Annotated in this window: 28 protein-coding genes and 1 tRNA gene; 14 read left to right on the forward strand and 15 right to left on the reverse strand. The window is 69.4% G+C overall.

The window, feature by feature from the left end; all coding sequences use genetic code 11:
* Both upp and Z052_RS07705 read right to left on the reverse strand, forming a co-directional pair.
* Nucleotides 1–552, reverse strand: a 552-nt coding sequence (upp, locus tag Z052_RS07700) for a uracil phosphoribosyltransferase (RefSeq protein WP_099288948.1), incomplete at its 3' end; no start/stop codon positions are given.
* A 93-nt stretch (nt 553–645) separates the two neighbouring features.
* Nucleotides 646–885 (reverse strand): hypothetical protein, encoded by a 240-nt coding sequence (locus Z052_RS07705; RefSeq protein WP_086216696.1) that lies wholly within the window; start codon nt 883–885, stop codon nt 646–648.
* Nucleotides 886–943: 58 nt separating this feature from the next.
* On the opposite strand from Z052_RS07705, the gene Z052_RS07710 reads away from it, so the two are divergent.
* Together Z052_RS07710 and Z052_RS07715 are read left to right on the forward strand one after the other, a co-directional pair.
* Nucleotides 944–1,270, forward strand: coding sequence for a hypothetical protein (locus Z052_RS07710; RefSeq protein ID WP_049932004.1), 327 nt, complete (start codon nt 944–946; stop codon nt 1,268–1,270).
* A 96-nt stretch (nt 1,271–1,366) separates the two neighbouring features.
* Nucleotides 1,367–1,606: a hypothetical protein gene (locus tag Z052_RS07715; RefSeq protein WP_049932002.1), complete on the forward strand. Its 240-nt coding sequence runs from the start codon at nt 1,367–1,369 to the stop codon at nt 1,604–1,606.
* A gap of 27 nt (nt 1,607–1,633) precedes the next feature.
* On the opposite strand, the gene Z052_RS07720 is transcribed toward Z052_RS07715, so the two are convergent.
* Nucleotides 1,634–2,950 (reverse strand): GTP-binding protein, encoded by a 1,317-nt coding sequence (locus Z052_RS07720; RefSeq protein ID WP_099288949.1) that lies wholly within the window; start codon nt 2,948–2,950, stop codon nt 1,634–1,636.
* Nucleotides 2,951–3,113: 163 nt separating this feature from the next.
* Between Z052_RS07720 and Z052_RS07725 the strand changes: the two genes are divergently transcribed.
* The 4 genes from Z052_RS07725 to Z052_RS07740 all read left to right on the forward strand — a co-directional run bounded on the left by Z052_RS07725 (nt 3,114) and on the right by Z052_RS07740 (nt 6,845).
* Nucleotides 3,114–3,320, forward strand: a complete 207-nt coding sequence (locus tag Z052_RS07725; protein ID WP_049931998.1) for a hypothetical protein — start codon at nt 3,114–3,116, stop codon at nt 3,318–3,320.
* A 94-nt stretch (nt 3,321–3,414) separates the two neighbouring features.
* Nucleotides 3,415–3,711, forward strand: a complete 297-nt coding sequence (locus Z052_RS07730) for a hypothetical protein (protein WP_049932143.1) — start codon at nt 3,415–3,417, stop codon at nt 3,709–3,711.
* 28 nt (nt 3,712–3,739) lie between these two features.
* Nucleotides 3,740–4,693: a TRC40/GET3/ArsA family transport-energizing ATPase gene (locus tag Z052_RS07735; protein ID WP_049931997.1), complete on the forward strand. Its 954-nt coding sequence runs from the start codon at nt 3,740–3,742 to the stop codon at nt 4,691–4,693.
* 265 nt (nt 4,694–4,958) lie between these two features.
* Nucleotides 4,959–6,845 carry a carbon starvation protein A gene (locus tag Z052_RS07740; RefSeq protein ID WP_049931995.1) on the forward strand — a complete coding sequence of 629 codons (1,887 nt, stop codon included), beginning with the start codon at nt 4,959–4,961 and terminating at the stop codon, nt 6,843–6,845.
* Between the two features lie 49 nt (nt 6,846–6,894).
* Here Z052_RS07740 and Z052_RS07745 read toward each other — a convergent pair whose 3' ends face one another.
* Entirely contained in the window at nt 6,895–7,512 is a 618-nt protein-coding gene (locus Z052_RS07745) for a hypothetical protein (protein ID WP_099288950.1), read from the reverse strand.
* Nucleotides 7,505–7,885, reverse strand: a complete 381-nt coding sequence (locus Z052_RS07750; RefSeq protein WP_049931992.1) for a cupin domain-containing protein — start codon at nt 7,883–7,885, stop codon at nt 7,505–7,507. The genes Z052_RS07745 and Z052_RS07750 overlap by 8 nt, the downstream gene beginning before the upstream one ends.
* 127 nt (nt 7,886–8,012) lie before the next feature.
* On the opposite strand from Z052_RS07750, the gene Z052_RS07755 reads away from it, so the two are divergent.
* The 4 genes from Z052_RS07755 to Z052_RS07770 all read left to right on the forward strand — a co-directional run bounded on the left by Z052_RS07755 (nt 8,013) and on the right by Z052_RS07770 (nt 9,819).
* Nucleotides 8,013–8,264 carry a hypothetical protein gene (locus Z052_RS07755; RefSeq protein ID WP_086220242.1) on the forward strand — a complete coding sequence of 84 codons (252 nt, stop codon included), beginning with the start codon at nt 8,013–8,015 and terminating at the stop codon, nt 8,262–8,264.
* A 122-nt stretch (nt 8,265–8,386) separates the two neighbouring features.
* Nucleotides 8,387–9,073 (forward strand): DUF5828 family protein, encoded by a 687-nt coding sequence (locus Z052_RS07760; protein WP_094495121.1) that lies wholly within the window; start codon nt 8,387–8,389, stop codon nt 9,071–9,073.
* 76 nt (nt 9,074–9,149) lie between these two features.
* Nucleotides 9,150–9,389 carry a hypothetical protein gene (locus tag Z052_RS07765; RefSeq protein WP_049931988.1) on the forward strand — a complete coding sequence of 80 codons (240 nt, stop codon included), beginning with the start codon at nt 9,150–9,152 and terminating at the stop codon, nt 9,387–9,389.
* A 55-nt stretch (nt 9,390–9,444) separates the two neighbouring features.
* Nucleotides 9,445–9,819 (forward strand): helix-turn-helix domain-containing protein, encoded by a 375-nt coding sequence (locus tag Z052_RS07770; protein WP_099288951.1) that lies wholly within the window; start codon nt 9,445–9,447, stop codon nt 9,817–9,819.
* 18 nt (nt 9,820–9,837) lie between these two features.
* Here Z052_RS07770 and Z052_RS07775 read toward each other — a convergent pair whose 3' ends face one another.
* Together Z052_RS07775 and Z052_RS07780 are read right to left on the reverse strand one after the other, a co-directional pair.
* A complete protein-coding gene (locus Z052_RS07775) occupies nt 9,838–11,967 on the reverse strand; it encodes a S9 family peptidase (RefSeq protein ID WP_099288952.1) in 2,130 nt (709 codons plus the stop codon).
* A gap of 180 nt (nt 11,968–12,147) precedes the next feature.
* Complete coding sequence (locus Z052_RS07780; protein ID WP_086216688.1) at nt 12,148–12,741, reverse strand: IMP cyclohydrolase; 594 nt, start codon at nt 12,739–12,741, stop codon at nt 12,148–12,150.
* A 344-nt stretch (nt 12,742–13,085) separates the two neighbouring features.
* On the opposite strand from Z052_RS07780, the gene Z052_RS07785 reads away from it, so the two are divergent.
* Nucleotides 13,086–13,158, forward strand: a tRNA-Gln gene (locus Z052_RS07785).
* 92 nt (nt 13,159–13,250) lie between these two features.
* On the opposite strand, the gene cgi121 is transcribed toward Z052_RS07785, so the two are convergent.
* The 4 genes from cgi121 to Z052_RS07805 all read right to left on the reverse strand — a co-directional run bounded on the left by cgi121 (nt 13,251) and on the right by Z052_RS07805 (nt 18,139).
* A complete protein-coding gene (gene cgi121, locus Z052_RS07790) occupies nt 13,251–13,844 on the reverse strand; it encodes a KEOPS complex subunit Cgi121 (RefSeq protein ID WP_099288953.1) in 594 nt (197 codons plus the stop codon).
* Nucleotides 13,841–16,300 carry an ATP-dependent DNA helicase gene (locus Z052_RS07795; protein ID WP_099288954.1) on the reverse strand — a complete coding sequence of 820 codons (2,460 nt, stop codon included), beginning with the start codon at nt 16,298–16,300 and terminating at the stop codon, nt 13,841–13,843. The genes cgi121 and Z052_RS07795 overlap by 4 nt, the downstream gene beginning before the upstream one ends.
* 168 nt (nt 16,301–16,468) lie before the next feature.
* Entirely contained in the window at nt 16,469–17,365 is an 897-nt protein-coding gene (locus Z052_RS07800; RefSeq protein WP_089308529.1) for a hypothetical protein, read from the reverse strand.
* Between the two features lie 96 nt (nt 17,366–17,461).
* A complete protein-coding gene (locus Z052_RS07805) occupies nt 17,462–18,139 on the reverse strand; it encodes a class I SAM-dependent methyltransferase (RefSeq protein ID WP_049931979.1) in 678 nt (225 codons plus the stop codon).
* Between the two features lie 66 nt (nt 18,140–18,205).
* Between Z052_RS07805 and Z052_RS07810 the strand changes: the two genes are divergently transcribed.
* Nucleotides 18,206–18,649 carry a hypothetical protein gene (locus tag Z052_RS07810; protein WP_049931978.1) on the forward strand — a complete coding sequence of 148 codons (444 nt, stop codon included), beginning with the start codon at nt 18,206–18,208 and terminating at the stop codon, nt 18,647–18,649.
* A gap of 63 nt (nt 18,650–18,712) precedes the next feature.
* On the opposite strand, the gene Z052_RS07815 is transcribed toward Z052_RS07810, so the two are convergent.
* Together Z052_RS07815 and Z052_RS07820 are read right to left on the reverse strand one after the other, a co-directional pair.
* Nucleotides 18,713–19,288 carry a magnesium transporter gene (locus Z052_RS07815; RefSeq protein WP_049931976.1) on the reverse strand — a complete coding sequence of 192 codons (576 nt, stop codon included), beginning with the start codon at nt 19,286–19,288 and terminating at the stop codon, nt 18,713–18,715.
* Nucleotides 19,285–19,857: a magnesium transporter gene (locus Z052_RS07820; protein ID WP_049931974.1), complete on the reverse strand. Its 573-nt coding sequence runs from the start codon at nt 19,855–19,857 to the stop codon at nt 19,285–19,287. The genes Z052_RS07815 and Z052_RS07820 overlap by 4 nt, the downstream gene beginning before the upstream one ends.
* Before the next feature lie 812 nt (nt 19,858–20,669).
* Here Z052_RS07820 and Z052_RS07825 point away from each other — a divergent pair.
* A complete protein-coding gene (locus Z052_RS07825) occupies nt 20,670–21,248 on the forward strand; it encodes a hypothetical protein (protein ID WP_049931973.1) in 579 nt (192 codons plus the stop codon).
* Nucleotides 21,249–21,275: 27 nt separating this feature from the next.
* Here Z052_RS07825 and Z052_RS07830 read toward each other — a convergent pair whose 3' ends face one another.
* Nucleotides 21,276–22,139: a hypothetical protein gene (locus Z052_RS07830; protein WP_086216142.1), complete on the reverse strand. Its 864-nt coding sequence runs from the start codon at nt 22,137–22,139 to the stop codon at nt 21,276–21,278.
* Between the two features lie 178 nt (nt 22,140–22,317).
* On the opposite strand from Z052_RS07830, the gene Z052_RS07835 reads away from it, so the two are divergent.
* Nucleotides 22,318–22,791, forward strand: a complete 474-nt coding sequence (locus tag Z052_RS07835; RefSeq protein ID WP_049931971.1) for a hypothetical protein — start codon at nt 22,318–22,320, stop codon at nt 22,789–22,791.
* Nucleotides 22,792–22,970: 179 nt separating this feature from the next.
* On the opposite strand, the gene Z052_RS07840 is transcribed toward Z052_RS07835, so the two are convergent.
* Entirely contained in the window at nt 22,971–24,152 is a 1,182-nt protein-coding gene (locus tag Z052_RS07840; protein ID WP_049931970.1) for an aspartate kinase, read from the reverse strand.
* Nucleotides 24,153–24,460: the final 308 nt, after the last annotated feature.

The raw sequence follows: 24,460 nt of genomic DNA on the forward strand, positions 1-24,460 counted from the left end.
GACGAGGCCGGCGGGCGCGGAGACCGCGGAGAGCACGAACAGGTCCTCGAAGTCGTCGGCCTCGTCGAGGACGTGGTCGAGGACGGCGGCCATCGTCGATCCCGTCGCGAGCATCGGGTCCGCGACGATGACGGTGTCCTCCGGGCGGATCTCGGGGAGCTTCACGTAGTCGATGGTGATCGGGAACTCGCCGTCGTCGGTCATCCCGGCCGCCTCGTCGCGACCGGCGGAGATGACGCCCTGCTTCGCGCGGGGGAACGCCTTCAACAGCCCCTCGACGAAGGGGGTCGCGGCCCGGAGGACGTTGATGATCACCACGTCGTCGAGTCCTTTCACGCGCTCGCCGGTCGTCTCCGCGAGCGGGGTCTCGACGGGGACGTACTCCGTCTCCATCGCGCCGTCGATGATCTCGTAGCCGCAGATCCGCCCAAGCTTCACCAGGCCCTTCCGGAACGCCACCTGTTCCGTCTCGGCGTCGCGCAGCCGCGAGAGGGTGTCCGTCGCCAGCGCGTGCGTGATGAGGTACGCGTCGTCGCGGTCTTCGATCGTCATTATACGGAACCGCGCCCGGAACGGTCTTAAAACGTGGCGAATCGAGCGCTCGCCGGACCGCGACCAGAGGGCAGCCCCCTCCGGCGACCGCACCTAGCGGAGCGCGACGACGTACGTCACCGCGAAGAGGATCACGGCGAGGGTCGCGACGTTCCGGAGCGACAGCGTCGCCGTCCCGACGAAGTCGAGCCCCCAGACGATCATCCAGGCGAACCACGCCGAGAGCACGGCGTTCATCGCGAGCAGCACCTTGGGATCGCCTGAGGAGCGCTCGACGCCCTCGCGGATCCCGGCCTCGTCGCCTCCCTCGTCCGTGCGCTCCTCGGCACTCATACGCGGATTCGCGGCTGTGCGCCACTTAGCTCTTGTCCGTTCGGGCCGTACGGCCCTCATGATCGGCCCGGTCCACCTCCGCAACCGACGCGGGGACCCCATCGATCCGATCCCCTTCCTCGTGACGACGGGGCTCGCGTTCGCGCTGGTCTTCTCGTTCGGGCCGCTGTACGGCCTCGCCTACGGGCTGTCGCTTTCGGCCGCGCTTGCCCTCTCGGCGCTCGGGTTCGTCGGAGTGACCATCGTCGCGTACCGACAGCTCGTCCGGTCCGCGCCTCCGGTCGGTGCCGGGGCGCTCCCGGCCGACCTCCGGTTCGAACGCCTGTTGTACGCCGGGGTCGTGCTAGGGATCGCGTTCCTTGCGCTCACGCTGCCGCTGCTGTGACGGGGCGCCGAGCGCGGGGCGGCCTCCGCGGGTCGGCTGTGCGAATCGGTTACACGACACCGGGGGACTAAGATGATCGATGCGGATCATTACGATATGGGCATCTTCGAGACGGTAACCGACGCGCTGGCGGGGTCGACGGGGACGGCACCCGGGGCCGCCGGCGACGACGGCTCCGAGGGGGCGTACTGGTGCGACGACTGCGGCGTCCGCGTCCGCGACGTCGACGTCGACGACGAGGGGCTCGACCGCGACGCGGAGGGGACGCCGACGTGTCCCGACTGCGGCGACCCGATGCGGTTCGCCCGCGCGACCGGGGGCGACTGCGCCTGCTGATCGCCGACCGCCGGTCGCGTCGAGGGGTTACGGCTCCCGGAGCGCGACCTCGGCGCCCTGCTCGCTCGGGAACGGGGCTGGGCCGACGTCGACCGGGTCGTCACCGATCCCCGGGTCGCCGAGCTCCGCGAGTTCGTCGTCGGTCAGAAGCGCGTCATCGAGCCGGTCGACGAGCGGTGCCTCGTCGACTCCCGTGCCGATGACGACGAACTCGGTCCGGCGGTCGCCGTGGTCGTCGTCCCACTCTAGCTTCGGGCGGTTCGAGCGGAGCATATCGCGCTCGACCGACGGCAGGCTCGCGATCCACGGGCCGAGCGCCTCGACGCGGACCGACCGACCCGCCTGCCCGACCTGCTGGCGCTGGTCGGTGCCTGCGACCCACAGCGTCCCCTTCGAGCGGACCACGTCGGCGGGGAGGTCTCGGAGGAGAGCGGCGAGTCGGTCCGGGTGGAACGGCCGCCGGCGGCGGTAGGTGAAGGAGGTGACGCCGTACACCTCGTCGGGGTGGCGGTGGTCGTGGGCGTGGTCGCCGTCGCGGCCGTGGTCGCCGTCGTGAGCGTGGTCGTCGTCCGTCCCGCTGTCGGCGTCGGCGTCGTCGACCTCGGCGAGCGCGCGCTTCCAGCCGGGGAGTTCGCCGAGTTCCCGCTCGTTGAACAGCTCGACGCCGAGGATCCGGTCCGGGTCGACCGCGGAGAACTCCGTGACGACCGTCTCCGCGTCGGGCTGGAGCGCGCCCACGAGGTCGACCGCCTCGTCGATTTCCGCGTCGGTACAGAGGTCCGCCTTGTTACACACCACGAGGTTCGATACCTCGACCTGCTCGACGAGGAGGTCCGAGAGCGGCCGGTCGGCGTCGTCCTCGTCGCCGGTCGCGGCCCCGGCGCCGGCGTCGGGATCGACGCGCCGCTCCGGCGTCTCGTCGCCCGCGAACGCGTCGAGGAACTGCCGCGTGTCGATCACGGTCACCAGCGCGTCGACCCGGTACCGGGCCGCCGCGCGCGACTCGGTCGTGAACAGCCGCGCGACCGGCGCGGGCTCCGAGATGCCCGAAGACTCGACGACCAGGGCGTCGAAAGAGCGCTCGTTCGCGAGCCGCACCACGGCGCTTTCGAGGTCGTCCTGAAGCTCACAGCAGATACAGCCGTTCGACAGCTCCGTGACGCCCTCGACATCGACCTCGGACTCCTCGGCGATCAGGTCCGCGTCGACGTTCACGTCCCCCATGTCGTTGACGAGGACCGCGATGTCGCGGTCGCCGGCGTTCCGGAGCAGGTGGTTCAGAAGCGTCGTCTTACCCGCGCCGAGTCCCCCCGAGAGCACGGTCACCGGGATGCGGTCGTCCATACGGGCGGATCGGACACGACGCTCTTGAACCCCCGGCCGACACACGGAAACTCGGGCGGCGGGGCGAAAACCGGGCGGCGCGCGGGGCCGGCCCGGGGGGTGAGACCGACGCGGACCGGTCCGAGCCGATACGTTGATACGCCGCGGTCGTCGTACTCGCGATATGGTTCTGTCCGCCTCCGCCGTGTCGCTCGTCAGCGTCTCGGTGACGGTGCTGATGGTCGCCGCGATGCTGTATCTCGTCTGGGGATCGCTCGACAGCGACATCCACACGCCGAGCCCCGGTAGCGAGGACCACCCGGAACTGGACGACGACGGCGACGACAACGACGAGGCGTCGGGCGAACTTCCGGACGGGAACGCCGCCTGACGCCGCGACCGCCGAGGCCGATCCGGCCGCGGTCCGCCCCTCGGCGGCCCGGACCGCGACAGGTTTTAACAGGGGAAGAGTGTCATGAGGAATGATGACAGTAGCAGACCGGATCGAGCGGTTCCGGGCGGTCCTCGAGGAGTGGGTCCGGGGCCTGTACCACGGGATGATCACGCACCCGGCCTACGAGAAGATCGAGAAGGAGGCCGAGGACGCCGAAGACGAATTCATGCTGGCGTGTTTCCCGGACGCGTTCGGGATCCCGTCGCCGGTGTCGTACTACACCGCCGAGCTGCTCCCGTACCTCGAAGACGAGTTCGAGGCGTGGGAGCGGCGACTGTGGGACCGCGAGACGCTGCTAGAGCGGAAGGGGCAGCAGTACCACTTCTGATGACCGGACGACACTCACGCCGCGACTGATGGAGCAGTTCGTCTTCTTCGGCGGCAAGGGCGGCGTCGGCAAGACCACGGTCTCGTGCGCGTACGCCCACCGCTGCGCGCGAGACGGTCTCCGGACGCTCGTCGTCTCGACCGACCCGGCCCACTCGGTGTCGGACGTGTTCGACCAGCGGTTCGGCGACGAGCCCGAGTCGGTCGCGGACGTCGACGGGCTCGACGCGATGGAGATCGACCCGGAAGACGAGATGCAGCGGCACCTAACGGAGATCCGCGAGGCGCTCTCGGAGCAGGTGTCGGCCGCGATGGTCTCGGAGATCAACCGCCAGCTGGAGATGTCCCACGGGACGCCGGGCGCGTACGAGTCGGCGCTGTTCGACGCGTTCGTCGACGTGATGCGCACGGAGAGCGAGCCGTACGACCGGGTCGTGTTCGACACCGCCCCGACGGGGTCGACGCTCCGGCTGCTCGGGCTCCCTGAGTTCCTCGGCGACTGGATCGACCGGCTGCTGTACAAGCGCGAGCAGTCGATCGACCTGTTCGAGAAGGCGGCGATCGGGGACATGGAGCCCCGGCGCCTGCTGGAGGGCGACCCCGTGATCGAGCGGCTCAACGAGCGCAAGGAGTTCTTCGAGTACGCCGGCGAGACGATGCGCACAGACGCCGCCTTCTTCCTCGTGTTGAACCCCGACCAGCTCTCGGTCAACGAGACGGAACGGGCCATCGAGGCGTTCACCGAGCGAGACCTGCGGGTCCGCGGGCTGGTGGCGAACAAGCTCACGCCGTCCCCCGACGAGGGAGAGCAGGGGCGCGGAGCGCGCTACCTCCGCGAGAAGGTCGAGACCGAGCGCGAGCGGCTCGCGCAGGTCCGCGAGGGGTTCGACCCGCCGCTCGTCGCCGAGATCGAGTCGCGCACGACGGAGGTCCGGGGGGACGTGCTCGCCGACGTGGCCGCGTCGCTCGACGTGGAGCCGTAGATCCGTCGGAGTCGAGCGCGCGGCCGCGAGCTGGGAGAGCGCGCGCGGCGATCCGACTCGATCGCGCGCGGCGGCTGCGGTCCGTCCGGGTGCGCGCGAGGTGGGTCGACGGGCGATCTGGGCAGATTTTACCTATTAGTCAGAGAAATTAACTTCGTTTCGACGGTGAGTAGCGTTACTCGATCCGGGGGAGTCGTCGATCGTCATGAACGAAGATAACGTTTAAGTTCGACATAGTGAATCGATACCACGAGGCAGGGACCTTATGACAAGTATAATTTGGATCGTCGTCGCCGTGCTCAGTACGTTCACCGTGGGATACGTGGGGTACTCGCGGTACCTCTCTCGTTTCGTCGATCTCGACGACGAGCGGGAGACGCCGGCACACAAGTACGAGGACGGCCAAGAGTACGTACCGGCGAAGAAGCCGGTTCTGTTGGGGCATCACTTCTCAAGTATCGCGGGCGGCGCGCCGATCGTCGGTCCGATCACCGCTGGAGCCATCTGGGGCTGGGTGCCGGCGCTGTTGTGGGTCGCCATCGGCAATCCGCTGATGGGAGCGGTCCACGACTTCATCTCGCTGTCCGGGTCGATGCGACACGAGGGGAAGTCGATCGGCTACATCATCGGCGAGTACGTCGGCGAACGCGGCAAGGACATGCTGCTGTGGTTCGCGTTCCTCACCATCATCCTCGTGGTGGCGGTGTTCGCCTTGGTCGTCGGGATCGTGTTGAACGCGTTCCCCTCGGCCGCGACGGCGAGCCTCGTGTACATCGCGCTGGCGTTCCTGTTCGGCGTCTACCTGTACCAGCTCGACGGCCCGTTCCTCCCGGGGACGGTGGTGTTCGTCGCGGGCGTGTTCGCGGGCGTCTGGCTCGGTATCCAGTACCCGATCGCGCTGTTCCCGGCGGTGGAGTCCGGGGCGTTCCCCCAGGGGACCATCGTCCTCTTCGAGTTCCTCGGTAACGGCGGGTGGCTGCCCGGAGCGGTGATGAGTGCGGACGCCATCCTCCAGCCGAACGTCGCCGCGTGGGTGCCGGTCATCCTCGTCTACGCGACACTGGCGAGCGCGCTCCCGGTGTGGGTGCTGCTTCAGCCCCGCGACTACCTGTCGTCGTTCCTCCTCTACTCGGGAGTCGGCGGCGCGCTGCTCGCGATTATCGTCGGAACGCTGCTCGGCACCTCGGCCCAGCCGCTGACCGTCGATCCCTCCATCGGCGCGTACATGGGCTTCTTCGGTAGCGAATTGGCCGTCGATACCCGGGGTATCACGCCGCTTTTCCCGCTGTTGTTCGTGACAATCGCCTGCGGAACCATCAGCGGGTTCCACTCGCTGGTGTCCTCCGGGACGACGGCAAAACAGCTGAACAAGGAGAGCGACGCTCGCCTCATCGGCTACGGCGGGATGCTCGGTGAGGGGCTGCTCGCGTCGGTCGCCATCTCGACGCTCGCGGTGGCCGGGGCGACCACGGCGGCCGCGGGCGGCGGCATCGGCGGCGCGCTGCCGAACTTCGCGACCGGCGGGGGGATCATCCTCACCAGCCTCGGGATCCCGCAGGGCGTCGGCGCGCCGTTCATGGCGCTCGTGTTGGTGAGCTTCCTGCTCACCTCGACCGACACCGCGGCGCGGCTCGGTCGGTACATGATGGAAGAGATCGTCGGAACGACCGGGAGCGGGACGACGACGGGCTTCTCCGCCGACCTCGGGAGCATCGCCAAGGGCCGGTACACGAATCCGGCCGTCCAGTCGCTCGTCGCGTACCTGCTCGTCATCTCCGGCGAGTGGGTGACGCTGTGGGCGCTGTTCGGTGGCGCGAACCAGCTTCTCGCGGCGCTGGCGCTGCTCGCCGGCACGGTCTGGCTCGCGAACTGGGACGAGTCCAAGCAGCTCGCCTCCACCGGCGTCCCGATGACGATCATGGTGACGATCACCGTTCTCGGGCTGTCGTGGGTGGCGCTGTGGGACAACCTCTATCAGAAGCTCATCCTCGGTAACGTGGCCGGACTCAGCGGCCAGATATCGGCGGTGGTCCAGATGGGGCTCGCGTTCGTCCTCATCTACCTGGCCCTGTCGCTGGTGCGGATCGGCTACGACAACATCACGACCGTGCGGAGCGACAGCGGAGCGGCCGCAGAACCGAGCGACGACTGACTGAGATCGGCCCGGTTCGGCGCGGTTTTTTCCGAACGACCGGCGACGGTCAGCGCCAGAAGCGCTTCGCGAACCGCGAGAAGAACCCTTCGTCCGGCGAGTCGACCCGTTCCCACAGCCGGAACGCGGCCGCGGTGTCAGCGTTCTCGCTGGCGACGAGTGCCTCGCGGTCGNNGCGGTCGCTGAACCCGGCGACGAAGTCGGCAACGTCGTCCGGGATACGGTCGGCGACGACGACGACGGTGACGTCCGTGCCGTAGTGCTCCTCGTGGCCCTCGACGCGCTCGTCGGCGACGTCGTGAGCGAACTCGACCAGTCGCTCTAGCTCCCCGACGCTCGGGATCGACACCCGGCGGACGTACACGTACTCCCGCATGTCGTGGTCCGCGTAGCTCAGCGCCGGGTGGAGGAACTGCTTCTGATTGCGTACCCGCATCTCGGCGGTCATCTCGAAGCGCTCGCCGTCGACGACGGCGTCGCGGTCGAGGTCGTAGCTGTACATCAGCCGGTCGGAGACGCGGTCGAGGTACTCGTCGTCGTACTCGGGGACGGCCTCGCGAATCTCCACCGGCAGCTCCTCGGGGGCGCGGCGGTCGTCGGCCCCCGCCGGGTCCGCGGCGTCGGCACCCCCCTCGCCGTCCGCCTCCGGCTCGGCACGCTCACTCATCGGCGGGCTCGTACGCGACCGCGTCGCCGTCGGCCGGGGGCGCACCGATCGCCAGCACGGTGACGGGAGCGTCGGCGTCGGCCGGGTTGTACGCCCGTTGGGGGCTCTCCGGGTCGACGACGAACAGGTCGTCCGCGGGCACCTCGTATGTCTCGTCGGGGGTCTCGATCGCGAGGGTGCCGTCGAGCACGTAGAACGCCTCCTGTTGGGTCTCGTGGTAGTGGTACGCCAGCGGGAGCTGCTCGCCGGGGGCGGCCCTGAATCGGTTGATCGCCGCGGCGTCGAGCCCTCCAGAATCGGACAGCTTTCGACACTCGCACGGCCGGTCCGGCTCCGGGTCGACCGAGTCGACGTCGACGACACGATATCCCATGGGAACGCATTCCACGGAGCGAGTGAAAAGGGCGTCGGGAGCGGAGCGGGCGCGAGCGCCCCCGAGGCGTCGTTTTCCCGAGGCGGAGTTTTAACCGGGAGGACCACGTCGTGTGATGTGAGAGACCATGACAGACGAAGGAGACGAGGCGGACGGCGCGGTCGAGGCGGAGGCCTGCGGCCGCTGCTCGATGTCGACGGTCGTGGGGGCGGTGGCGAAAGACCAGTCCCCCGAGGAGCGCGCCGAGCGCGACCCGTTCCGCGGCGAGCGTATCGAAGTCGACGAGTCCGCCGTCCGGCGCGCGTCGCCGGCCGGCTACCTCGGCGAAGTTAAAGAGCGGCTCGACGCGGTCGCGCGCCGGATCGCGTACGGCAGGTGAGCGTCGTAGCGGCCCCGGCCGAGGAGGCGCGCGCCGTAGCGGTTCCGGCCGGCGAACTGAGCGGCCGAGTCCCGTCAGTTCGGAGAGACTTATACCCCTCCGTTCCGTAATGAGGGCAACCGATGGAAGAGAGCATCTCCGGCTTCAAGGTGCGCGGGGACTGGGGCGACGTCGTCGAACACGGCGAGCGGATCGCCTTGGCGCTCCGGGAGGTGGGCGTCAACAGCGACGCCTACTACGAGTTCGACGAGTGGCGTCCCAAGACCCACGAGCGCATCGACGAGGATGTCTCGGAGAAGACCGCGGCGCAGGCGTCCGTCGACGAGGGAGAGGGCGAGCGCGCGGGAAAATCGCCGGGCGACGACCTCCAGACGGCCGGCGAGAAGCTCACCGAGTCCTACGAGAAGGTCGAGGAGAACGACACCGAGAGCGCCCGCGAAAGCTGGGGCGAGTCGATCGGACACGTCGCCCGGGCGGCCGACTCGGCCGGTCGGAAGGCGATCCGGAAGGTGGAGGACGCCGTCTACCGGAACGTGATGACTCAAGTGGCGCCGTACTACTTCGACAACGATCTCGTCAGCGCCAACATCCAGGAGGTCGCCCGAGCCGAGGACGGCGAGACGTTCGTCTTCGAGGTGAACGTCAACGACGACGAGCTGAAATCGGAGGTGTCGGCGGTCCTCGACGAGTACGAGTCCGAAATCGACCGCTGGCACGTCGAGACCGAGAAGCGGACCGACGAGGTCGCGGCCGCCGAGGGCGTCGAGCCGCCCGCCGAGGAGGGCGGGCCGGACTCGACGACGACGTGAGGCGGAGCGTGTCGGGCGGTCGCGAACGCGGAGCCACATCGGTCGTCTTTAACTCGCTCACCGCTGAATCGAGCTCATGAGCGAGGTACTCCGAGTCGAGGCGGGCGAGCTGTCCGTGGACGAACTCATCGACGCGCTCAACGACGGGCAGCGGATCCTCGTCGACGTCGAGGTCGCGGGCGCCAACCACGAGGTCGCCCTCCGATACGACGGGGAGACGTACCACTGCGACACGCCGACGAACCTCCACCGGCACGCCGACGAGTCAGGGATGCGCGGCTGTATCGACCAGATGGGGTACGCCGCCAAGGAGTGACCACCCCGAGTCGGAGAAACCGGCATTTAACCTCGCCGCGCACGAATCGGCCCGCATGAGCAACCCCGAAATCGAGGACCTCGTCGGCGACGGCTCTCCCTCCTTCGAACACGTCCTCTCTTGTGTCTTCGGCGTGCGCGACCACGAGAGCCGCGCGTACCTTGCGCTGCTAGAGTACCCGGGCAGCACCGTGTCGGAGCTCGCCGACGCGCTCGACCGGGACCGCTCGAACGTGAACCGTTCGCTGTCGACGCTCCGCGAGAAGGGGCTCGTCGAGCGCCGCCGCCGCCTGCTCGACTCCGGCGGCTACGTCTACCAGTACACCGCGACGCCCGTGCCGGAGGCCAAGCGCCGGCTCCACGACGCCCTCGACGAGTGGGTGGCCGACGTCCACGACGCCATCGACGGGTTCGAGCCGGACGAGAGCTGATCGCGTCGCTCGCGGCGACTACGTCTCGGACTCCGCCGAGTCCTCCGGCTCTTCTCCGGCGCTCAGCCCGTCGTCCTCAGGGCGGTCGAGCGCGCGCTCGGCGTCGTGGTGCTCGGAGTAGCCGTCGAACCAGCGGGCGATCCGCTCGATGCGGTCGACGACGTGCGCGGGCTCGCCGGACCGCGAGAGCTCGTGGCCCTCGCGGGGGTACCTGACGAATCGGGTGTCGACGCCGTTCTTCCGTAAGAGCCGGTGGTACAGCTCCGCCGTACAGATCGGCGTCCGGGTGTCGTCCTCGGAGTGAATCAGCAGGGTCGGGGTGTCGACCGCGTCGGCGTGGCCCGTCGGCGACTGCTCCCAGAGCCACTCCGGCTCCGCCGAGGGCACCGTGTCGAAGTCGCCCTCGACGAGCTTGTACGCCGCGTCGGTCGACCCGTAGAAGCCGGTGAGGTCGTAGACGCCACGCTGGGAGACGGCCGCGCGGAAGTAGTCCGTCTGCCCGACCGCCCACGCGGTCATGAACCCGCCGAAGGAGCCGCCGGTGACGAACGCGTTCGAGTCGTCGATCTGGGGGCGGTCGGCGACCGTCTCGACGCCCGCCATCACGTCGCGGAGCGTGATCGCGCCCCAGTCGCGCTCGATTGCTTGCGTGAACGCCTCGCCGTAGCCGGTCGAGCCGCGGGGGTTCGACCAGAAGACGGCGTAGCCGCGGGCCGCGAGCGTCTGGAACTCGTGCCACATCGTTCCGGCGGTCGACCACATCGCGTGCGGGCCGCCGTGGATCTCGACCGCGAGCGGGTACTGACCGTCCGCGTCGGCGGACTCGGCGTCACCGGCCTCGACCGGTGGGGTCAGCAACCACCCCTGGATCTCGACGCCGTCGGACTCGAAGCGAAGCTCCTCGGGCTCGCCGACCGCGCGCTCGTCGAGGTAGTCGGCGTTCAGGTCGGTCAGGCGGGTCGTCTCGTCGGCCGCAGCGTCGTAGGCGAACGCGTCGCCCGGGTGGTCCCACTCGCTGGCGGCGAACGCGACGGTGACCGACTCGGGACCCGCGTCGGCGTCGCCCCCGACGGTCGCGCCCGAGACGGTCCCCGGCCGGAGCAGGCGCTCGGGCGTCTCGCTCCCGTCTGCGGGGACCCGCCACAGCGCCGTCTGCCCCTCGTCAGGCGTCGCGAAGTACAGCGTCTCGTCGGCCGGCCCCCACTGCGGGGTCGTCCCGCGGCCGAGGCCCCGGTCGACACCGCCGGTGAGGTCGGTGACCGAGCCCGACTCGACGTCGAGGACGCGGAGGTCCGTCGGCTGCATCGACACCTGCTTCGGCTCCGCATGCGTGAACGCGACGCGGCCGTCCGCGGTCGCCGCGAGGTCGGCGCCCCACCCGGTCGTGGTGTGGGCGCGCTCGGCCTCGCCCGCGTCGAGGTCGTGGGCGTGGATCGCGATCTCGACGGAGTCGTCGGGGTCGTCGCCGACCGCCTCGGTGTAGTACAGCGTGTCGGCGTCGCCCCACGACGGCGCGGCGAAGTCGGCCTCCCGGTCCGTGACTCGGTCGACCGCGCCGGACTCGGCCGGGTCGGGGTCGGTGACGCCGCCGACCGTCGCGTCGGCGTCGACGACGTACACGCCGGGGCGTCGGCCGTCGAAGTGACGCTCGGCGGCGCGGTAGACGGTCCGGTCGATGACGCGCGGGTCGGGATGGTCCTCGGGCTCGTAGTCGTCCGGCACCGCGAGGTCGCGGTCGGCCTCGCGGTCGTCGGCGGTCACGGACTGGACAAAGGCGATCCGCTCGCCGTCGGGCGACCACGCGATCGACGAGACGCCGCCGACCACGTCGGTGACGCGACGGGCCTCGCCGCCGTCGAGCGGGAGGACCCACAGCTGCTGGCGGTCGTCGGCCGCGCCGCGGGTGGAGGTGAACGCGATGCGGTCGCCCGAGGGACTCCAGCGCGGCTCGGCGTCGGCGCCCTCGGCGAGGGTGAGGCGGCGCGGCTCGCCCTCGCCCGCTGCGTCGACGAGGTACACCGTCGCCTCGTAGCTGTCGTCGTCGTTCGGCTGTCGGCGCACGAAGGCGACACGGTCGTCGCCCGGCGAGATCCGGGGGTCGGACGGGACCGCGATGTCGTGGTAGTCGGCCGCGGTGATCGGCTCCATGGGTGTGGGTCGGACGGGGGAGGCAAAAGGCGTCGGGAGGCGGAAAGGCGAGGATCGGCAAGCGAAAGGCCGCGTGTCGGGGGGCGGAAAGGCGAACGTTAGGAGACGGAAAGCCGGGCGGCAGCGCGAGCGACGCCGACGCCGAGCCCGCGCCGTGGGCAGCGCCCAGTCGTCCGTCGCTCAGTCGCCGCCGTTGTCGAACGCGAGCGAGACGCCGTCGGCGTCGACGGTCGCGCCCGCGGCGCAGACCGGGTGTTCGAGGTCGGCGCCGAGCAGTTCGGTCGCGACGGGCTCGGCGTCGGTCGCGGTCAGGTCGTACGGCTCGGGAGAGTCCGTCTCGTAGGTCGCGACGACGGTCGGCTCCTCGACGGCCTCGACGAGGAGCGCGTCGCGGCGGACGGTTCCGATCGTCGCCGACTCAGCGCCGACCACGCCGGCGACGCGAGGCGTGTCGTAGTCGTCCTTCTCGTAGTCAAGCGCGAGCAGCGCGGAGGCGAGCGCGTCGCGCGCGGGGTACCCGCGCTCCAGTTTCTCCGCGATCGGGTCGACGTGCGAGCCGTTGCCGAGGACCGCCAGCGGCTCCTCGGTCGGGGTCTCGACCGCGCGAGCGCAGTTGTACGAGACGTAGGGGTTGTCGGTCTCCGGCGCGTCCGCGGTCGGGCCGACGGTGAGTGTCCCGCCGCGGTCGCGGACGCGGCGGTTCGGGAACGAGCGCGAAGAGACGCGGTAGCCGCCGATGCCGGGCGCGACGACGACGAATCGTCCGACGTACATACATTTTCGTGTGTATCGAGTCGCATAAAGCGCATCGATATGCGCACGAACGCGATCCGTGGGCGAGATGCCCTCTTCATGATCTGCCGCCGGCGACGGCGGGGCGGTGACGGCGGGGCGGCGACGACAACAGTGGGGACGGGACGGCGACGACAACAGTGGGGACAGGACAGCGAGACAACAGTGGGGACAGGACAGCGAGACAACAGTGGGGACAGGACAGCGAGACAACAGTGGGGGCGGGCAGCGACGCCCGCCGGCGCCCGCCGATGCTCGTCAACCGATCGCACGGCGACCGCAACGCGCAACGCTTACAAACACGTACTGGCTATCTGTAGGTGCGCAGTCCATTGGGGTAGTGGCCAATCCTGTTGCCTTCTGGGGGCAACGACCCTGGTTCGAATCCAGGATGGACTACTTCTCTCGGTCTCGTTTCGAGTGGAACGGAGTGGCGTCCACGTCTCGTGGTTTCCAGTTGAAACGAAGGGGTACCGATGAGCGGGCGGCCGTCACTTCTCGACGTCCAGCAGGGCGACCCGCTCGCGGACGACATCGGCGAGACCGCCGGTAGTCGCGGTGAGTTCGCGATCAGTGACTCCGTAGAACTCGCGCACCCGTTCCTCGTCGAAGTCGACCGGAAGCCCGGAGTCGTCGGGGTCGGTGCGCGAGTCGGCGGTGAGTTCGCGAACGGACTCGGTCGCCTGGTCGAGGTCCGCGGACGGGCGGTCGGCGCCGGACACGTCACCGAAGTCCGCGACAAGGACGACCGCGGCGCGCTCGCCCTCCGAGACGCCGAGTTCGAGCGCGCGGTCGATCTGCCTGCGCCCGGCCGCGTACAGCAGGACCTCGACGCCCGGGTCGCGCGCGACGGCCTCGCCGCGAGCGATCGCCCGCGCCGCCAGTCGCGCCGCCTCGCGGAGGTGCGTCGCGGAGATGACGAGGTCGGCGTCGAACGCCTGGACGACCGCGCCGGTATCGGCCGCAATCGCGTCGAGGTCCGCGAGAAACGCGTCGAGGTCGTCGATCGCGAAGGTGCCGGCGACGATGCTGACCCCGGGGTCGGGCGCTGGCATCCCGTCGCCGCCGGCCGCGGAGTCGGTCATCCAAAATCACCCAGGCTGGCCTGTCCGTCGCCGTCGCCGTCGGCGTCCGCGCCCGCGGTCGCCGCCGCGGAGGCCGAGCTGTCGGGGTCGACGCCGTCGAGCGAGGGGTCCTCGCGGCCGGCGTTCTCCAGGATGCGCTCGGCGGTTCGCTCGCGGCCCCGCAGCGCGCCGAGGACGACCGCCTTGTCCGCCTCGCGGAGGTCGGCGCGGCTCTCGATGCCTGCCTCGTAGAGGCGGCGGGCGCGCTTCCGACCGACGTTGCGGACGCCCGCGAGGTCGAGGAGTTCCTCCCGGACCCCGTACTCCAGCCGCTTGCGGGCCTCGCGCACCTGGACGACGGTGTCGCCGTCGATCCCCTCCACGTCGCGCGCGAGCGTCTCGGCCGCCCGGAGGAGCCACTCGGCGGTGTCGACCTTCCCGCGGATGTCGCCGGGGCCGACGCCGTACCGCTCCGCGATCCGGTCCTCGTCCACCTCGTTAGCCCAGTCTTCGAGCAGGCGCCCCGTCTTCAGCGCGGCGAGCCAGTCCTCGAAGCGCACGTCCTCGTACTCGGAGGGGGTGTCGCCGAGCAGCTCCGCCTCGCGCTCGTAGCAGACCTCGGTGTACTCCTCGCGGTCGCCCGACTTGAGGTACAGCTCGTAGGTGTCGGGCGTCCGGCTGACGAGGTGGTAGAGTCCGAGCGGCGTGACCGCCGGGGCGGCGTCGCCGGCCGACGCCGGCCCCTCTGAGGCGGGGTCGTCCGGTTCGTCCTCGCCGGCGCGAGTGTACGTGGTGAACCCGGGGTCGTCGGCGTCGGCGGTCAGGTCGTCGGCCGCGACGAACTCGCCGTCCGCGTCCGCGGATCCGACAGGCCCGGACCCGTCGTCCGCGACGGTCCGAAGCCCGTCGAGTATCTCGGCCGCGCTCATCGGGTCGAGGTAGAGCCGCGAGACGGTGTGACCGATCCCGGTCGCGGCGAGGCCCTCGCTCCCGCCGTCGCGGTCGCGCTCGACGAAGCCGTTGACTTCGAGGTAGTCGAGGACGGTGTCGGTGACCGCCGCGAGCCGCCCCTCGTCGTCGGTCTGCGTGGCGTAGAGCGTGTTGTCGAGGAACGAGAGGAGCCCGTCGCGGGTGGCGGCGAAGCCGGACGCGACCGTCGCGAGGACGTGGGTGCGGAGGGCGGGCTCGGCGGCGAGCTTCGAGCGGACGGGTTCGGCCTCGGCCCAGACGTACCGCTCGAACAACTCCTCGCGGGTGTCGGCGTTGTTCGCGAGCAGCACCGCCTCGCCGTAGGGGTCGAGGCCGGGGCGGCCCGCGCGGCCGCACATCTGGTGGACCTCGAGCACGTCGAGCGGTTTCATCCCGCCGAACTCGCCGTCGTAACGCCGCCAGTCGCGGACTATCACGCGGCGCGCGGGCGTGTTGACGCCGGCCGCGAGCGTCGGCGTCGCGGAGACGCACTTGATGAGGCGGTCGCGGAAGGCGTCCTCGACGAGGCTGCGGTGCTCGCTCGCGAGGCCGGCGTGGTGGAACGCCGACCCCTCCTCGACCGCGTCGGCGAGGTCCTCGGAGGTGTCGGTGTCGGAGACGCCGCGGATCTCCTCGGCCAGCTCGCGGAGGCGGTCGCGCTCGTCGCCAGTGAGCCGCGGCCCCGTCACGCCGGTGAGCTTGCGGGCCGACGACTCGGCGTTGCGCCGCGAATTGACGAAGACGAGCGAGGAGCCGCCCTGGCCGTCCTCCTCGGTGTCCAGGGCGTCGGCGACGAGCTTCGCGGTCTGGTCCTCGCCGCGCTCGACTGGGACCTCGCGCTGGCTCCCGTCGTCGAAGTTGATCGCGTTGCCGAAGTGGACGCCGGTGTGGAGCTCGATCGGTCGCCAGTCGGACTCGACGAGTTCGGCGTCGAGCCAGTCCGCGATGACGTCGGCGTTGCCGACGGTCGCCGAGAGCGCGACCGTCTGGAGGCCGGGGTTCACCTTGCGGAGCTTCGCGAGGGTCACTTCGAGGGTGGGGCCGCGGTGGGAGTCGTCGACGAGGTGGACCTCGTCGCTGACGACGCAGGTGAGATCGTCGATCCACGGGGCGCCGTTGCGGATGAGCGAGTCGACCTTCTCCGAGGTGGCGACGATGATGTCCCGGCTCGCGAGCCACTCGCCGTCGGAGTCGTAGTTGCCGGTGGAGACGCCGACCGTCACATCGAACTCTTCCCAGCGCTCGAACTCGGCCTTCTTCTCGCTGGCGAGCGCGCGCAGCGGGACGATGTACAGCGCCTTGCCGCCGCGCTCGACGGAGGAGAGCATCGCCAGCTCGGCGATCAGCGTCTTGCCGGACGCGGTCGGGACCGCCGCGACGAGGCTCTCGCCGTCGGTGACGCCCGCCTCGACCGCCGCTTCCTGCGGCGGATACAGCTCCGCGACGCCCTCCGCTTCGAGCGCCTCGCCGACGCCCGCGGGGAGCCCGGAGAGCGAACTCGGTTCCATTACCGGAGTCTGGGCCTCGCCTCGATTTAAACCGTCGGAACGGGCCGAACATAGCGGAAGAACGCGCGGCGGCGCGTGTCGGTGAGCGGCCGGAGCGAAGCGAAGGCCGCGAGCTGCGCGCGCGAGTCGCTGGCGGCCGGGGGCAGACCAAGGGCGCCGTCTCGCGACCTACCCCCCGTGCGATCCCGACCCTACAGCGTCCCGGCGGCTGACGACCACGTACAGTCCTCGAAAGCCGACGGCGACGCCCGCGCCGAGCGACCCGAGCGCGGTCGCAACGGCGAGCGCGGGAACGAAGAAGGCCGGATCGAGGACGTAGTCGGGCGAATCGGCGATAAACGCGATCGCGGTTGCGTGTCCCAAGACGGCCGCGGCGTCACCGAGCCACGCGAGTGCGATCCCGCCCCGGTACCAGTAGACGAGCGCCGCGATCGGAGCCCCGAACACGGCGTACCCGAACGGCTGGTAGGTCGGATAGGAGGCATATAACCAGAACGTGGACGGGACCGAGAGAACGGCGGCGACAGCGATGACGACAACCGCTCTGTGCCGCTCCCCCGACGAGCCGAAGAAGCGTTCCGACGCTGAACGCTCGCTCGGGGGACTCAATCGACGGAGGGCAGAACCGACGACGACGGCGAAGGCGCCGACCGCGAGGCCGAGCCGGAGGTGAGTCGGAAGCGTGACGCCGAGGACCTCCATCTCCAGTACGTCCGGCAAGGGGCTGAACGCCGCACGCGCGAGAGCCGACGCGACCGGGATGGCGGGCCCCGCTGCGAGCGTGTAGATGGCGGCGCCACCGTGATACTGAACGAGGATAGCGATCGCCGCGGCGGGCAGGTAGAGGACGGCGGTGGCACGCGAGTGACCGATGTCGCTGATCTCCGGGGCGACCGCGCGGATGGCACCGAGTTGGGTGGTCACCTCCGTACTCGCACCGTACGCCGCGTTCGACCGCCAGTAGGCGGCGTAGAGGACGAACGCAAAGACGAACACGAGACCGACGGTGCCGGCGATACGGAAGCGACCGTCGGGACGGCCGAGGAGGGCACGGCGGACGTCCATTGAGGGAGACGACTGTGGGACTCGGTAAAACGGTTGGGAGATCAACTGTTCGTCTCGCACCGGCCGCCACGGGAGGTCGAATCCCGACGGACCGACTCAGGGAGCCACACCGACCGTCAGCAGCGTCCCCCACGTCCGGTAGCGGTCCACCATCGCCTCGCGCGTCTCGTACCCCTCGGTCGGGAACTCGGAGGCGTCGGGAATCTCGGTCTCGCGGTCCGGGATCGCGTCCTGCTCGGCGACGTACAGGCCGGCCTCGCGGAACGCTTCGCGGTACTCCTCGCGGCTCCACAGCGTCATCTCGACGGCGATGTTCTCCTGCCACGCGTGGGTCGTCTCGCTCTCCGCGAAGTAGTTCACCGCGCAGTAGAAGGTACCGCCCGGCTTCAGCACGCGGCGGACCTCTTCGAGGGTGTGGACCGGGTCGGCCGCGTAGTAGAACGCCTCCATCGAGAAGACGTGGTCGAAGGAGTCGTCGGCGAAGGGGAGTTCGTCGAAGTCGCCGACGAGGAAGCCGACCGCGTCGTCGTCGGTGTACTCGCGGGCGTTGCTGGCCATCTCAGGGGCGCCGTCGAGGCCGTAGCCGCGGTCGATCCCCCGCTCGCGGAGCGCGCGGAGCGCGTAGCCGGAGCCGGTCCCCAGATCGAGGACGGCGTCGCCCGCCTCGGCCGGCATGCGGGCCAACACGTGTTTCGCGGTGTGCCAGTGGCGGTCCTCCATCCCGCGGTCCTTCCCGCTCGCCGCCCACTCGTCGAACTCCTCGCGGACGCTCATACCGGCCGAACGGGGAGAGCGGTGAAAAACGGCGGTGTTTTACCGGCTCCGCTCCCGCCAGTGGGTATGAAGCGACCGCGAGCGCTCCGCCGACCGAACTTCCGGGTGGCCGACATCGCCCAGCAGTCGGTCGGCGGCTTCCTGCTCGCGGGGCCGTTCGTCGTCACCGCGGAGGTCTGGGAGCTCGCCGCGGGGATGAACTGGGTCCAAGCCGGTGTGACCGCCGCGCTCGTCGGACTGATCGGGTACGCCGCGCTGTACCGGGCCGACACCGGACGCGACGTCGACGAGGAGCCGGACTTCGTCGGGATCCCGACCCGCTTCGTCTCGCTGATGACGGTGGCGTTCGGGTCCGTGCTCCTGCTCGCGCTGATCTTCGACGCCCCGCAGACGTTCCTCGTCGAGGGTGGGATCGGCGACGGCGCGGTGGTGGCGACGACGGCGAAGGCCGTCGCCGTCGGCGCGATGTTCAGCGTCGTCGGCGCTGCGACCGCCGACAGCGTGTTCTGAGAGGGGCGTGGCGCGCTGTCGCGGTCACGGCGCCGCGGTCGCGCCGTGCCGCTCGCTCCGGCCTCACAGCACGACCGAGACGACCGCGAAGAGGATCAGCACGCCGGCGATGTCACAGAGGTTCGTCACCACGGGGATCGTCGTGTCGTCCGGGTTGAGCCCGACGCGGTAGGACACCTCGACGGCGGCGACGCTGGCGACGACGACGAGGACCGCGAGGCACAGCCCGGAGACCAACGAGATCAGCAGCACCCGGCCGAGCGCGAGCGACCCGCCGAGCGCGAGCCCGATCGCCCACGCGGCGACTCCCACGGCGCCGAAGACGGTCGCCGCGAGCCCGAACACCGCGCCCGTGTTCGCCCGGAGGGCCGGGTTCGACGGGCTGAGCTCGTAGGTCCCGAGGTACAGCTGGGTCGTGAGCCGCGAGCAGGTGATCGACGCGAGGTTGCCGGCCGTCCCGATCTGGACGGGAACGAGGACTAGCAGGGCCGGGTACCTGAGCAGTACCGCCTCGTACGTCTCCAGTACCGTCCCCGAGACGAGCTGAAGCACCGACAGCGCGGCGAGCAGGGGGATCATCGTCCGGACGATCCGTCGGACCGACCACTCGTCGACCGCGGTGGACTCGGGGTCGGTCACGACAGCGCCCCCACGGCGGCGACGCCGACCAAGAGGAAGAACACCCCGAACACGTCGCCGAGCGTGGTGACCACCGGTCCGATGACGTTGTCTGGGTCGAGCCCGCGGCGGTAGCCGAGGAAGATGACCGCGATGAGCACCGTGATCATCAGCACCGCCGAGAGGAAGCCGGCGACGACCATCACGCCGACCAGCTGGAAGAGGCTCCCGCCGTCACCGAACAAGACGAGCGTCGCGTAGGTGACGACCGCGATGAACACGGAGACGGTCATTCCGTTCAGGAAGGAGGCAACGACCGCGTTCGTGAGTCGCCGGTCGGGTTGAAACCGCGGTTCGATGATCCCCTGGTGGAGCCCGGTCGAGAGCCGGGCGCCGAGCGAGCCGTACACTCCCCCGCGGGTGGCGAGGAACGCCGGGAGCAACAGGAGGAGCCCGGGGACCTCCGCGATGTTCGCGCGCATGGCGTCGGAGGCGAGTATCGTCCCCGCGAACAGCCCGGCGATCAGGCTGACGGTTATCACCGGGACCGCCTGCCGGTAGATGTCGCGCGCGGAGTCGTGCCCGGGCATCGAACGCACCGACGACGGGCGGGGCAAAAAAACCGACCGACGCGTTTGAACGCAGGATCGAGACTTGTCACAACTCATCGGTCCGTGACGGCGATCTCCAGATGAAACGAAGGGGGCGAATGCGGTGGAGACGCAGAGTACGTACGAATCAATTACGAGGAACAGGATCGGGAGAACGAGCGACGAGATCAGTTTCAGGAGGCTACTCACTTGAAACGGATAGAGCCATAGATTTTGGTAGTCCTGCTACTCCCGACGGACTCTGTCTAGTTCCATTCGATTCAGTAATTCCATGTTTTCGTCACTGGATTCGATTTTCGAGTAGTTGAGGGCGTCAGTTTCGCCTGTCGGATGCTCTTTTCGGAGTTCCTCCAATCTCGAGTCGCTGTGCTGTTGGGCCTTCTATTGGTCAGTCGAGTCGGGTAGAGGAACGAAACGAGAATCGTTCCGACGAAACCGGCGGCGATCACAGAGACCAACCGCGAGGGGGCGTTTCCCCGGACGAAAATGAACGCGGGGGGAGAAGTAGCGACCCCGTCGAGAACGTGAGCGTAGTGCGAATCGAAAAGTATCCGGTGATGCTGAGGCCACCCAACCCGTCCGGATCCAGCGGGTCGACTTACAGATCAACGTTCTGGAGTTCACGGACGGCGAGTATCGTGGTGACGACGCCGGAGAATCCGCCGACGATGACAGCGTCGTATGTCCCAGAAGACGTATCGCTCATTCGCTCAACCACAGGTGTATTCTATTTGACTTAATTATTAGCCCGTCGACCGCACCGTTAAGTCGGTCGCGTGATTGCCGATCCCATGGACTACTCGCTCGCGATCGAGAACGGACCGGAAGCGATACCGGGTGGCACGGGACTCCTGCTCGTCCACCCGAGCATCGGCGAGACGGACCGGATCGACACCGATTTCCTGAAGACCGACACCGACGCGTTCCTCGTCGTCTCGACCCGGACGACCGCCCGCGAGGTCGAACAGAAGCTGGAGTACTACGACGTCGACGAGACGAAGGCGACGATCCTCGACACGCTCTCCGTCGAGCGCGGCTACTCGCGACGGACCGCCGACGACGTCTACTACGTCTCCGCGCCGGACGACCTCGACGGCGTCGTCGACCGCGTCGAGCGGTTCCTCACCGAGAACGAGGGGAAGCGGCGCGTCTCGGTCGACTCGCTCACCGAGATGGCCTACTACGCCGACGACGACGCGGTGTACGACGCCGCGAGCGAGATCCTTGACCTCCTCGACGAGCACGACGCGGTCGGTATCTTCCACCTTTCCGAAGAGGTCCACGAGGTCGCGACGCTCGACCGGTTCCGCGACCTGTTCGACGGCGTCATCGACCTCGACGGGGACGGGAACGTCGTCGTAGACGTCTGAGCGGCGGTCTGCCGCCGCGAGGAAGCGTCAGCTCTCGTCGAGGAGCGCCGCGAACGTCTTCTCTGTCCACGCCACGGCGTAGGCGGCCCCGCGGTCCCGGTAGGCGGTCGTGTCGAGGGCGGCGTACGGCGCCGGGAGGTCGAGGTCGTGTTTGACCGCCGAGCAGGCGTACTCCGTCGCGCTCGGGAACTCCGTGTCGCCGCGCGCGACCTCGCCGGAGAGCTCACCGAGCCGGCCGGAGAGCCGCTTGCCGGCGTCGACCCACGCGTCGTACAGCCGGGGGTGCTCCGACTCCCACGACGCGAACGTGTCGCGGGTGTGGAGGCCGACCCACGCGTCGAACAGCGCGTTCGCAACCTGGAACACGTCCGCCGGTCCGAATCCCGTCGTCGACGCGCCCGTCTCCGGGTCGGGGCGGCGGATCGCCGCGTCGAGGTCGCGGTAGCGCTCGCCGAAGAAGGGGAGGAACGTCTCGGGGAGCCCGGTCGAGTCTCCGCCGCTCACTGCGCCCGGAGCCGGGTCGCAGTCGATCTGGACTAGCCGCTCGGCGACGAGGAAGGCAAGGAAGTCTTCGGGCGTCCCCTCCGCACGTCGCTTGACGAGGACCGCGGGCGGATCGGTCTGTGCGGTCCGGACGACCGTCCCGTCGCCGGGGAGTCCGACGGTGAACGCCGGGCCAGCGTGCTTGCCGAGCAGGTCCGGGACCGCCTCGGGAAGCCACTCGGCGGGGTACGACGCGGGGTCGAGCGCGTCGACAAAGAGGCCGAGGTCCTCCGCGGCGGCCGGCGGGAGGGTCTCGAAGTCGGACTCGACGTCGAGGACCGGCGATCCCGGTGCGTAGTGATCGCGGACCGCTTCAATATCGTCGTCGAGCGCCCGGGGCGAGAACATCAGCCGAGGACGTACGAGAGGATGATGAGCACCGAGAGGACGGCCGAAACGCCGACCGTGCCAACCACGATCTGGGTCGATTTGGACATGCGAGACAATCCGTCCGCCCGTCGTTAAAATCATCCGGTCGACGCCAACCGTGCGGCGATTTTATGCCGTCGGCCGAGAGTACTGACGTATGCGAGTTCGTGACGCGGTCGAGGCCGACGCCGCGGCCGTCGGGTCGATGACGGGCCGACCCCGCGGCGTCGCTCGGAACATGATCCACGACCGGTCGGTTCGCGTCGCGGTGACAGACGACGCCGGGTCGGAATCGGGGGGAGCGCCCTCGCCGTCGGAGCCGAGCGGCGACGGTGACGGCGGTGACGACACCCCGGTCGACGCGGTCGCCGGATTCGTCGCGTTCGACGTGCGTGACGGGACGGTTCACGTGACGAACTTCGAGGGCACCGCGGCCGCGGTCGAGCGGCTGTTCGAGGAGCCGGTCGGCTTCGCGAAACGAGAGGGAATGTCGGTCGAAGTCATCGTCCCCGCCGACGGGGTCGGTCCGGAAGTGGTCGAGGCGTTCGGCTTCGAGGCGGCGGGATCCGGGCCGCGGATCGACGGCACGGCGACGACGAGGTACCGGTTCGATCCGGCGGAAAGCGGCTGAGGCGGACGCTTCGGGGTTTATCATCCGGTCAGGACCGCGGCCGCCCATCCGGTCAGGGTCGCGGTCGCCGATCCGATCAGGATCGCAGCCGCCCATCCGGTCAGGGTTGCGGTCGTCGATCCGGTCAGGGTCGCAGCCACCGATCCGGTCAGAGTCGCGGTCGTCGATCCCCGCGAGGCTTAGTCAAAGCGCTCTTGGACGATTTCGAGGGCCTCCTCTCGGTCGTCCCAGTCGACGAACACCGCGACGGAGGTGGCGCTCGTGATCAGGTCGATGATGTTGATTCCGGCGTCCGCGATGGGCGCGATGATGTCCTGAATGACCCCCGACTGGTTGGGGAGCTCGCCGCCCGTGACGCGGATCACGGCGATGGGGTCGGCGACGGTGACGGAGGAGAGCGCCTCGTCGGTGACGACCGCCTCGTGGAGCAGCGCCTCGGCGGTCTCGGCGATGTCGACATCGACGTAGAAGGTGACCGAGTCCATGCCGGACGCGACCGCGTCGATGTTGACCTCCTCGGCGCGCAGCGCGTTCGACAGCTCCGAGAGGATCCCCGGGCGGTTGCGGATGGCTCGCCCCGCGATGGTGAGACACGCGAGCGGCTCCTCGCGCATGTCGATCAGGCTCTCGAACTCGCCTTCGATCCGCGTGCCGCCGCGGAGCAGGTCACCGTGCTGGTAGTGGACGACCCGAACCGCGAGCCCCTCGTCCTTGTACGAGAGCGCAGACGGCGCGACGACCTCGGCGCCGCGGAAAGAGAGGTTGCGCAGCTCGTCGACGGTGATCTCGCCCACGTTGCGCGCGCCCTCGACGACGCGGGGGTCGCCGGTCATCACGCCCTCCACGTCGGTGACGATCACGACCTCGTCGGCGTCTATGTAGTTGCCGAGCATGACGGCGGTGGTGTCCGAGCCGCCACGCCCGAGCGTGGTGACGTTGCCCTCGTGGTCCTCGGCGAGGAACCCGGTGATGATCGGGACGACGCCGTCCATATCGGCCGCGATCTCCTCCGCCCGCCGCTTCGTCTCCGCCACGTCGACCTCGCCGAGTTCGTTGGTGACGACCGGCCAGTCCGGGTGGCCGGGTTCGAGGAAGACGGCGTCGACGTCGCGGACGGACAGCGCGGCCTTCAGCATGCGGACGCTGGTGCGTTCGCCCATCGAGACGATCTCCGCGCGGTCGGCGTCGTCCGTCTCGAAGGTGATGTCGTCGAGGAGGTCGTCGGTGGTCGACCCCATCGCGCTCGCGACGACCGCTATCTCGTGGCCGGCCGCGACCGCGCTCGCGACCGAGTCGGCCGCGCGCTCGATCCGGTCGCCGCTGCCGAGGCTCGTTCCCCCGAACTTCGCGACTACGCGCATGCGGCTACCCCGTCGCGGGTCCGAGAGGGTCGGTCTCCGGCGAGCGGTCGGCGGCGGGCGAGCGGGACGGCGGGTGCCGAGCCGACGCCGGAATTCCGGGTCGGTCGGCGGGAGCGATCGGTAAACATGCGACTCCGTAGCGGAGGAAGCCGGATAACAGTATCTTCTTCGACAAGGGTCGCCCGAATCGCCGAATCGTCCGGTTCAGTTGTTATACTACGAATAAAACGAGACGAACGATCACCGACGTCCGGAATCGCCGGGAATGTGGGGAGACGACGGTCAGAGAGCGCGGGGCGGGACGGGGA

The sequence above is a fragment of the Halorubrum sp. C191 genome, from assembly GCF_002727095.1.
In the GTDB taxonomy this organism is placed as follows: Archaea; Halobacteriota; Halobacteria; order Halobacteriales; family Haloferacaceae; genus Halorubrum; species Halorubrum ezzemoulense.